Annotated in this window: 2 protein-coding genes; both read right to left on the bottom strand. The window is 71.5% G+C overall.

Going from position 1 to position 3201, the window contains the following annotated elements; translation table 11 throughout:
* Positions 1-254 (bottom strand): beta-ketoacyl synthase N-terminal-like domain-containing protein (locus tag FXO23_RS52125; RefSeq protein WP_246258623.1); only part of this gene is annotated, 254 nt, incomplete at its 3' end.
* The coding region (locus FXO23_RS49765) for a type I polyketide synthase (RefSeq protein ID WP_158896101.1) at positions 247-3201 on the bottom strand (2955 nt) is incomplete at its 5' end. The genes FXO23_RS49765 and FXO23_RS52125, both read right to left, overlap by 8 nt.

Raw genomic sequence — 3201 nt, forward strand, 5'->3', positions numbered from 1 at the left:
TCGTGGAGGTAGGAGTCCGCCGAAGCCCAGCCGCGGTCGGTCGGGAAAGCCGAAATCGCGTCGGTACCACCGGCTACCAGGCGCCAGAGTTCGTCCGGCGAGGACACCCCGCCCGGAAAGCGGCAGCCCATCGCGACGATCGCGATCGGTTCCTGCAGCGCCGCGGTGAGTTTCCGGTTCTGCTCGCGAAGACGTTCCGTTTCCTTGACCGAGAGGCGGAGTGCTTCGACGGCCTTGTCCTGGAGGTCAGTCATCGCCGGACCACCCTTCTCGTGAAACTTCCTGGTGGCCTGGGCTTTGCAGCACCATGTCGATGAGGCTGCCGGCATCCATCGTCTCGATCGCGTCCTTTTCTTCCTTCGGTTCGGACGAGTCCGGCCGGGCACCGGCGAGTTCCAGCAGGGTGTCCAGCACTCCCACGTCACGCAGGCGCGTCAGGGGGATGTTCAGCAGCAGTTGCCGGATCCGCTCCTCACCCGTGTCACCGGAAACCTCCGGCGCCAGTTCCGTCCGGAGATGGATCGCAAGGGCCGCCGGCGTGGGGTAGTCGAACACCAGGGTGGCCGGGAGCCGCAGCCCGGTAGCCGCGTTCAACCGGTTGCGCAATTCCAACGCCGTCAGCGAATCGAACCCGATTTCACTGAACGCCCGGTCCGGATCCACCGCGTTCGCGGTGTCGAAGCCGAGCACTCCGGCGACCTGCGCCTGCAGGAGTTCGACGAGCACGTTCTCCTGTTCGGCCACCTCAGCCAGCCCGGCAAGGCGTTGCCGCAAAGCATCCGCCGAGCCCGGCCCGGCCTTCTCCGCGCGCCGCGAAGGCGCGCGGACCAGGCCCCGCAACATCGCGGGAATCTCGTCGGCCCGCGACCTCAGCGGCGCGAGGTCGATGTGCGCCGGGGCGAGCACGGCCTCGTTCGCGCCGAGTGCGGCGTCGAACAACGCGATGCCCTCCCGCGAGGACAGTGCCGTCATACCGGAACGCCGCATCCGATCGACCTCGGCGGCTTCGAGGTCGCCGGTCATCTCGCTGGACTGCGCCCACAGTCCCCAGGCCAGGGACAGCGCCGGAAGGCCGTGCGCCCGGCGGTGCTGGGCGAGCGCGTCCAGGAAGGCGTTCGCCGCCGCGTAGTTGCCCTGCCCCGGCGCGCCAAGCACACCCGCGAGGGAGGAGAACAGCACGAACGCGCCGAGTTCGAGGTCCTTGGTCAGTTCGTGCAGGTGCACCGCGGCGTCCACCTTGGGACGCAGCACCGCCTCGAGCCGCTCCGGGGTCAACGACTCGACCACACCGTCATCCAGCAATCCCGCGGTGTGCACCACCCCGGTCAACGGGTGCTCCGCCGGTATCCGCGCCAGGAGACCGGCCAGGGCCTCCCGGTCGGCCGCGTCGCAGGCCGCGACCGTGACCTCGGCGCCGAGTTCACCGAGTTCGGCCACCAGTTCGGCGGCACCCGTCGCCGCGGCACCCCGGCGGCTGGCCAGCACCAGGTGCCGCACGCCGTGCTCGGCGACGAGGTGCCGGGCCACCAGCCCGCCGAGGGTGCCGGTGCCGCCGGTGATCAGCACCGTGCCCGCCGGATCGAATGCCGTCCCCCGGTTCGCGGGCACCGGGACCCGGCCGAGCCGCGGCACCCGGACCGCGCCGCCGCGCAGTGCCAGTTGCGGCTCGTCCTGCGCGAGCGCCACCGGAAGTTTTCGGAACGAGGCGTCGTTGTCGTCGATGTCGAGCAGGACGAACCGGCCGGGGTGTTCCGATTGCGCGGAGCGGACGAGTCCCCACACCGCCGCGCCCGCGAGGTCGCCGAGTTCCTCACCGTCACCGGTGGCGACCGCTCCCCGGGTGACGAACACCAGCCGGGCGGCGGTCAGCCGCTCGTCCGCCAGCCACGACCGCACCAGCGCGAGGGCCTCGCGCACGGCGGCGTGCGTGGCGGCGGGTGTCGCCCCGGACCCGCATTCGACGAGCACCAGGTCCGGCACCTCGGTGAGCGCGGCCAGCTCGGTGTGCTGGGTGACTTCGGCGTCGCTCAGGCCGAACACGCTCTTGAGGCGACCGACCTGCTCGCCGAGCACGGCCAGCCGCACCGGCCCGCCCGCGGGTGCCGGAGAACCGGGCAGGTCCGCCCAGTTCAGCCGGAACAGCGAGTCGGTGCCGTCCGGCCGCGCGGCCCGGACCTGCTCGGCCGACACCGGCCGCAACACCAGGGAATCCACCGCCGCCAGCGGAGTGCCGTCGCCGTCCGCGATCTCCAGCGAGACTCCGTCCGAACCCGTGGGTGCGATCTTCACCCGGAGTTCGGCGGCGCCCGAGGCGAACAGCTTGACGCCGGTCCACGCGAACGGCAGCCGCGTCTCGCCCTGCTCCCCATCGCCGGAAAGACCCATCGCGTGCAGCGCCGCGTCGAGCAGCGCCGGATGGACCCCGAACGAGCCCGCCTCCGCGGCCGCGTCCGCACCGAGCCGGACCTCGGCGAAGATCTCGTCTGCACCGCGCCATGCCGCCGTCAAGCCCTGGAAGACCGGACCGTAGTCGAGCCCGAAACCCGCCAGCCGGTCGTAGAGATCGGTGGTGTCCACCGGCGCGGAGTTCGGCGGCGGCCACGCGGTCAGATCGAACGACGGCGACTCGGCCCCGGTGCGCACGACACCGGCGGCGTGCCGGGTCCACGCCTCCTGCAGATCCGCGTGGTCATCGGCCCGGGAGTAGACGCTCAGCGAACGGTTGCCGGAGTCATCGGCGCCACCGACCACGACCTGGATCTGAACTCCACTTTTGTCCGGTAGAACCAGCGGCGCCTCGAGGGTCAGCTCCGCCAGCACGTCGCAGCCGACCTGCTCAGCGGCCTGGAGGGCGAGTTCGACAAACCCCGTGCCCGGGAACAACACGGCGCCCAGCACCGCGTGGTCGGCCAGCCACGGCTGGGTTTCCGCGGAGAGCTGACCGGTGAACAACACACCGTCCGAGCCGGGCAGCCCGATGGCCGCGCCCAGCAACGGATGCTCGGCGGCGCTCAGGCCCAGGCCCCGGGCATCGCCGACCGGAGCAGCCGCGTCCAGCCAGTAGCGTTGCCGTTGGAAGGCATAGGTCGGCAGGTCCACCTTGCGTGCCCCGGTCCCGGCGAAGAAGGTGTCCCAGTCGATGGCCGCGCCGTGGGTATGGGCCTCGGCCAGGGAGGTCATGAACCGGTCCAGCCCACCCTC

Origin of the sequence: Amycolatopsis anabasis (assembly GCF_009765355.1) — a bacterium.
In the GTDB taxonomy this organism is placed as follows: domain Bacteria; phylum Actinomycetota; class Actinomycetes; order Mycobacteriales; family Pseudonocardiaceae; genus Amycolatopsis; species Amycolatopsis anabasis.